General features: G+C 74.4%; 3 protein-coding genes and 2 pseudogenes. 1 reads left to right on the forward strand and 4 read right to left on the reverse strand.

The annotated features are described in order from the left end of the window. Window positions 1-107 (forward strand): annotated as a pseudogene (locus MTQ10_RS27190) (IS5/IS1182 family transposase); the annotation flags it as partial. Window positions 108-311: 204 nt separating this feature from the next. Here MTQ10_RS27190 and MTQ10_RS27195 read toward each other — a convergent pair. The 4 genes and pseudogenes from MTQ10_RS27195 to MTQ10_RS27210 all read right to left on the reverse strand — a co-directional run. Further along, a complete protein-coding gene (locus MTQ10_RS27195; RefSeq protein WP_247472892.1) occupies window positions 312-2,294 on the reverse strand; it encodes an ATP-dependent DNA helicase in 1,983 nt (660 codons plus the stop codon). 194 nt (window positions 2,295-2,488) lie between these two features. Then, on the reverse strand, window positions 2,489-3,229 hold the full coding sequence (locus MTQ10_RS27200; protein ID WP_374117707.1) for a GNAT family N-acetyltransferase: 741 nt from the start codon (window positions 3,227-3,229) through the stop codon (window positions 2,489-2,491). After that, window positions 3,226-5,040, reverse strand: a complete 1,815-nt coding sequence (locus MTQ10_RS27205; protein ID WP_282612652.1) for an IucA/IucC family protein — start codon at window positions 5,038-5,040, stop codon at window positions 3,226-3,228. Before MTQ10_RS27205 ends, MTQ10_RS27200 begins: the two co-directional genes overlap by 4 nt. 227 nt (window positions 5,041-5,267) lie before the next feature. Beyond that, window positions 5,268-5,654: pseudogene (locus tag MTQ10_RS27210) on the reverse strand (hypothetical protein); the annotation flags it as partial.

A 5,654-nucleotide genomic window follows, 5' to 3' on the forward strand; every position in this document is an offset into this window, starting at 1 on the left:
GCTTCAACCGCTTGAAGCAGTGGCGCGGCATTGCCACCCGCTATGACAAGACCGTCGAGTCCTACCAGGCAGCCGTCACCCTCGCCTCGCTCCTGATGTGGGCGTGACATTTGAAGACACCACCTAGGGGGGCGCGGGCTCCCCGCCTGCGCGGGGGTCCCGGGGCACGGGCTGCGGGTACGGCGGGGCTCCGGCGTGGCCTGTACACAGGCCAGGCCGGCGCGCAGGCCGGGCCGGATGCACGCGCAGGCCGGAGCCGAGGGTGCCGGGGCTCGCGAGCCGCGAGCGAGGCGCCGGGCGCAGCGGTCCCGTCAGGCCTCGCCCGCTTCCGCCTCCCGGGCCGCCGCGTCGATCGCGGCGAGGGACCGGCGGACCTGGTTGCGGTCGGTGGTGTACCAGAAGTCCGGCATCGAGGCCTTCAGATAGCTGCCGTACCGGGCCGTGGCGAGACGCGGGTCCAGTACGGCGACCACGCCACGGTCGCCCGAGGCGCGGACGAGACGGCCGGCTCCCTGGGCCATGAGCAGCGCGGCGTGCGTCGCGGCGACCGCCATGAAGCCGTTGCCACCGGCGTCCTCCACCGCTTTCTGGCGCGCGCTCATCAGCGGATCGTCGGGCCGCGGGAACGGAATCTTGTCCATGACCACCAGCTGACAGCTGGGGCCCGGCACGTCCACGCCCTGCCACAGCGACAGCGTGCCGAACAGACAGGTCTTCGGATCGGCGGCGAAGTTCTTGATCAGCTCACCGAGCGTCTCCTCGCCCTGGAGGAGGATCGGGAACTCGGGGATACGGCCGCGCAGCTCCTCCGCGGCGAGCTGGGCGGCCCGCATCGAGGAGAAGAGGCCGAGCGTGCGACCGCCGGCGGCCTGGATCAGCTCGGTCAGCTCGTCCAGCATGTCGGCACGGTCGCCGTCCCGGGCGGGCCGGGCCAGATGCTTGGCCACGTACAGGATGCCCTGCTTGCGGTAGTCGAACGGCGAGCCGACGTCGACGCCCCTCCACTGCGGGACGTCGTCGCCTTCGGTGCCTTCGGGGGCGAGGCCCAGGGAGGCGCCGACGCCGTTGAAGTCGCCGCCCAGCTTCAGGGTGGCGGAGGTGAGGATCACCGAGCGGTCGGCGAAGAGCTTCTCCCTCAGCAGGCCCGACACGTTCATGGGGGCGACGCGCAGGGAGGCCCCGAAGCGGTCGTGCCGCTCGTACCAGACGACGTCCCACTCGGAGCCGTTGACGATCCGCTCCGCCACGTCGTGCACGTTCTCCACGGAGGCCAGGGCCTGCTTGCGGACCGCGTCCTCGTCCTGCACGGACTTGTCGCGCGTGGCGCCGATCGCGGAGATGACGGTGCGGGAGGCGTCGCGGAGCGCCATGAGCGCGTACGCCAGATCCTCCGGGATCTCCTCCAGGCGGCCCGGCAGGGCCAGCTCCATCAGCTTCTCGAAGCCCTCGGCGGCGGTCTGGAGCTGGTCCGCGGCCTTCTCGTTCACCAGCTTGGCGGCGCGGCGCACCGCACGGTTGACCTGGCCGGGGGTCAGCTCGCCCGTGGCGACGCCGGTGACCCGGGACACCAGTTCGTGGGCCTCGTCGACGATCAGCACCTCGTGCTGCGGCAGCACGGGCGCGCCCTCGATGGCGTCGATGGCCAGCAGCGCGTGGTTGGTGACGACGACCTCCGCGAGCTTGGCGTGCTCGCGGGCCGTCTCGGCGAAGCACTCCGCCCCGTAGGCGCACTTCGCGGCGCCGAGGCACTCCCGGGAGGACACCGACACCTGCCCCCAGGCGCGGTCGGAGACGCCGGGGGTGAGGTCGTCGCGGTCGCCGGACTCCGTCTCGTCCGCCCAGTCCCGCAGCCGCAGCAGGTCCTGGCCCAGCTTGCTGGTGGGCGCGGCGGCCTCGAACTGGTCGAACAGGCCCTCCTCCTCGTCCTGCGGCATGCCCTCGTGCAGGCGGTGCAGGCACAGGTAGTTGGACCGGCCCTTGAGCATCGCGAACTCCGGCCGCCGGCGCAGCAGGGGGTGCAGCGCGTCCACCGTGCGCGGGAGGTCACGCTCCACGAGCTGGCGTTGCAGTGCCAGCGTGGCGGTCGCGACGACGACCCGCTCGCCGTGTGCGAGCGCCGGCACGAGGTAGCCGAGCGACTTTCCGGTGCCGGTGCCGGCCTGGACGAGCAGGTGGGTGCCGTCGTCGATGGCCTCGGCGACGGCCTGGGCCATGGCCACCTGGCCGGGGCGCTCCGTGCCGCCGACGGCGCCGACGGCGGCATGGAGGAGTTCGTGGAGTGAGGGCTTCGTCATAGCCCGACCACCCTACGGCGCGGCACTGACAAACGGGTGATCGCGGGGAGGCGAGGGGATGGCTCCGGGACCGTGATCGTCCGGACGTGACCGGGTCGGGGCGGGACGAGCACGCGATACGACTGTTCGTACGACGGTTCTGTGCCGGAGTACGACCGCTCCGCACCGATCAAGACCGGCGATCGGCGGCCCGCTCACATCACCGCTCGCAGTTCCCGGTCCCGGATCATGAGCGCGGCCCGCTTGCCGGGCAGCTCGACCTCGGCCTCGAACCGGAACCCGGCTGTCAGGAACGCGGCGACGGACGGTGTGTTCCGCAGGTCGGGTTCGGCGAGGACGCGTGTGCAGGCGGGCCGATGGTCGAACACCAGGTCGGCGACAGCGCGGATCAGGGTACTGCCGAGGCCGCGCCCTCGGTCGGCCCGGCCGCCGATGAGCAGATGGACGCCGGTGTCGTCCGTGCGGACGGGACAGTGGTCGGCCAGCGGGTCCAGGTCGGCGCGGTAGATCTCCCAGTAGCTCATGGGTGTGCCGTCCAGGACGCCCAGGCAGGGGACGCTGTGTCCGTCGCCGTCGAGCTGGGCTCGTACGTGCTGCTCGGTCACGGAGGGCGGGCCCGCCAGCTCCCAGAAGGCGGCCGTCGCGGGATCGTTCATCCAGCGGACCAGCAGCGGCAGATCCCGCTCCACGCGCACGGGTAGGAGCCGGAAGTCCCCGGCGGGCGTGGCAGCCGGCCCCCACTCGCCGATCTCGCCCACCGGAAGCGAGCCCGCCGAGCGGGGGCCGACCGATCGGAGGCCGGCTGATCGGGGGCCGGCCGGCCGCGGACCGGCGGAACCGGAGTCCACCCGCGCGTCGCTCCCCGGGCGCACCGAGCCGTCCGCGCTCCCCTCGCTCGCGCCGTCCGCCACCGTCGTGCTCCCGTCCGCGGTCACCCGTGCAGGGGGTTGGCGATGGTGACGTAGACGGACTGGGTGTCCACGGGGCCCACGAGTTCGTCGAGGCCGTGCAGGCGGGTGAGCAGGTTGGCCTTGCAGCGCAGGACGGGCGAGTCGAGCAGCCGGGCGGGCAGGGAGCTGCGCGTCCGGCCGGGCCCGGCGGCGGCACGGGTGAGGAAGCGGCGGAGCGCGGCGAGCAGCAGCCGTTCATCGGCGAGGCCCTGGGCGCCGAACGCTCCGATGAGGCCGAACACGTTGTTGACGGCGAGGTAGTACGTGAACCGTTCGTCGGTGACGTCGTCGGAGACGAACGTGTCGCTGCGGGTGCCGATGCCGGGCAGCCGGGCGTCGAGGTCGGCGCGGCGTGACGCGCGGAAGTAGTACCCCTGGTTGTCGCGGTAGCGCCCGCCGGCGGGCCAGCCGTCGGCGTCCAGCAGGACGAGGGTGTTCTGCTGGTGGGCCTCCAGGGCGATGCCGGCCTCGCCGTCCAGCCACAGCACGGGGCGCACGATGTGTTCCAGGTAGCGCAGGAACCACTCCGTGGCCACCGCCGTGCGTGGGCGCCCGCTGCGCGCTGCCAGCCGGTTCAGTACGGCGGCGAGACGGGAACCGGAGGGCGTCCGGTGGGGCGCGACGAGTCCGGCGACGCAGGAGACGTCGTCGGCGGGTCGGAAGGGGTTGTGCCGGATCATCACGTCGACGCCGGGCACGGGGTCGCCGTCCGGGGTGTCCACGGCGAGCCAGGCCGGGTCGCGGACGACGTCGAAGCGCGGGTGGGCCTCGTGCCACTCCCCGGCCAGTCCGGTGCGCAGCAGCCGGTGCACCTCCACACCCCGGTGCAGTTCCTTGCGGAGGTTCTCCCGGCGCGAGTTGGTGATGCGCAGGGCGAGCGACAGCTTGAGCATGGCGGGGGCGCCGGACCGGTAGACGGTACGCACGGAGGAGGTGGGGTGCCAGGGCGCGCCGCCTTCGCCGAGATCGCGCAGGAGTCCGGCGTCGAGCAGTTCGGCGACGGCGGGTCGGTGCCGTACCTCGCGCCACTGCCAGGGATGCAGCGGGAGCAGGGCGTGTCCGTCGGGGGGTGCGTCCGGTCCGGTGCCGGCGAGCCGCGCGGTGAGCCGGTCCGCGGGGACGGGTCTGCCGCGCTCGGTCCACGCGGAGTCCGTGGCGAGCACGGAGGGGGCGACCGCGATCCAGTGCAGGGGGAAGGTGCCGCGGGTCTCGGGCGAGTACGGGTGGTTCTCGGCTTCCGTGAGACCTTCGCGGCCCTTCGGTGCCGGGTGAAGGGGATGCCCGAGGAGGAGTGCCTGTTCCGCCGAGAGGAAGCGGTCGGGGCCGTCGTCCGGGTGCCGCCGGCGGTCGCGCAGGAAGACGGCGGTACGGCGGACGGAGTCGGCGACGCGCGCGACCAGGTCGTTGGTGTGCGCGTCGGGGGCGCCCCCGCTGGCTTCCCGGCCGAGCAGGGCCGCGACGGTGACCGCGTCGGCCGGGCCGGACCCGGCGGGGGCGCCGGCGAGCCGTGCGCGCCCGAAACGGTGGTGTCCCGTCGGGGACCAGTGGAGGACGGGGACGGTCAGGGCCGCACCGGAGGCGGGCAGGGGGATCCTCAGCTCACCGTCGGCGGGCGCGACGAGCCCCGTCTCGCGGACCCAGCAGCGCAGCAGGTTCTCCACGGTGGCGGCGTCGGCCAGGGTGTCGGGGTCGGTGTCGGGGCCGGGATCAGGGGCGAGCCCGGAGACGGAGTCGGGGCCGGTGCGGACGGCCGTCGCGCCGCACGGTGGCTGCCCTCGCCCCGCGCGCCGCGGCAACTGCCGGGGGACGGTGGGCTCCGGGGAGCCGAGCCCTGTCCGCTGGTCGCCGGACTGCGCGGAGCCGGGCCCTGTCCGCGAGTCGCCGGACTGCGCGGAGCCGAGCCCCGTCCGCGAGTCGCCGGACTGCGCGGAGCCGGGCCCCGTCCGCGAGTCGCCGGACTGCGCGGAGCCGGGCCCCGTCCGCTGGTCGGTGGGGTGTGCGGCGCCGGTCCCGGGGACGGTGTTCACAGTGCCTCCTCGGAGGGGGTGCGCAGTGCGGCGGCCTGGACGGCGTCGGCGAGCCGGTCCAGCACGGCCGTCGCCTGTTCGTCGGTGATGGTCAGTGGCGGCAGCAGGCGTACGACACCGCCGTGCCGCCCGCCCAGCCCCACGATGAGCCCGCGTCGCAGGCACTCCCGCTGCACGGCGGCGGCGAGTTCGGGGGCCGCGGGCCGGGGCGCGGACAGCGCGCGCACCGAGGACGGCGACGCCACCGGGGACGCCGTACCGGACGCCGGGGCGGCGACGGCGCCCACCGCGCTCGTCGTACGCCCGTCGGTGTGCGCCCGGGCGCGCGGCACCGGGTCACGGCCACCGCACGCGCGACCGGGCGCACACCGACGGGCGTACGA

This window comes from Streptomyces sp. XM83C (assembly GCF_023072675.1).
Lineage (GTDB): Bacteria > Actinomycetota > Actinomycetes > Streptomycetales > Streptomycetaceae > Streptomyces > Streptomyces thermocoprophilus.